Raw genomic sequence first — 1,231 nt, forward strand, 5'->3', positions numbered from 1 at the left:
TTTGATGGCGCTCATTGAAAATGCCCAGTCCTGCTCACCGTAAGTGCTCACCCGTGTGGCTCCGCCGATGAGGGCGGGTCTCCTTCGATGCTGGTGGTCTCTGACCACGCACCAGCACCTCGAAGGAGACCCGCTTTCTCATGTTGACATGGGAGGACGATGTGGAGATACACGCACTGCACAAGCGAGGCTGGACGATCTCGGCGATCGCCCGGCACACCGGCCGCAACCGGCGCACCATCCGCAACTACATCAATGGCGTCACCACGCCGGGCGTGCGCAAACGGGCCGGTGAGGACCCGTTCGAGCCGTTCGTCGACTACGTGACGGCCCGGCTGCGCGAGGACCCGCACCTGTGGGCGCGGACCTTGTGCGACGAACTCGAAGACCTCGGCTACACCGCGTCGTATCAGACGCTGACCCGCCAGATCCGCACCCGCAACCTGCGCCCGGTCTGCCCATCCTGCGCGGGCGCCACGGAGCGCCCGAACGCGGTGATCGAGCACCCGCCGGGGGAGGAAACCCAGTGGGACTGGGTCGAGCTGCCGGACCCACCCGCGTCGTGGGGCTGGGGCAAGACCGCGTATCTGCTGGTCGGCTCGTTGGCGCATTCGGGACGCTGGCGCGGGGTGCTCGCCCCGGCGATGACCCAGCCGCATCTGATCGACGGCCTCGACCGCGTCTGTCGCAAGCTCGGCGGCCTGACCCGCACCTGGCGGTTCGATCGGATGGCCACGGTCGCTCACCCCGACAGCGGGAAGGTCACCGCCACGTTCGCCGGCGTCGCCAAGCACTACGGCGTGACGGTCGCGATCTGCCCACCGCGGTCCGGGAACCGCAAAGGGGTGGTCGAGAAGGCCAATCACACTGCCGCACAAAGGTGGTGGCGAAGTGTGGCGGACGAGATCACCGTCGAGCAGGCCCAGGCGAGCGTGGACAGGTTCTGCAGCCTGCGCGCCGATTCCCGGCTGCGGGCCACCGCCGACGGCAAGGCCTCGGTGCTGACCGTCGCCGCCCGCGAACCGTTGACGCCGGTGCCGGCGAGCCCGTATCCGGTGGTGCTGCGCGAACCGCGGACCGTCTCCCGGCAGGCATTGGTGCCCTACCGCGGCAACCGCTACTCGGTGCCCCCGGAGCTGGCGTCGGCGCAGGTCGCCGTCACCCGGGTCCTCGGCGGCGAGGTGATCGACATCGTCACCGCCTCGCAGATCACCGTCGCCCGGCACCGCCT

The 1,231-nt window shown here is 69.4% G+C and carries 1 protein-coding gene; it reads left to right on the forward strand.

Annotated elements, in window-relative coordinates:
• Window positions 1-140: 140 nt before the first annotated feature.
• The coding region (locus CQZ88_RS10685; protein WP_102799733.1) for a helix-turn-helix domain-containing protein at window positions 141-1,231 on the forward strand (1,091 nt) is incomplete at its 3' end.

The sequence above is a fragment of the Rhodococcus sp. ENV425 genome (assembly GCF_002887785.1).
GTDB classification, from domain to species: Bacteria; Actinomycetota; Actinomycetes; order Mycobacteriales; family Mycobacteriaceae; genus Rhodococcus; species Rhodococcus aetherivorans.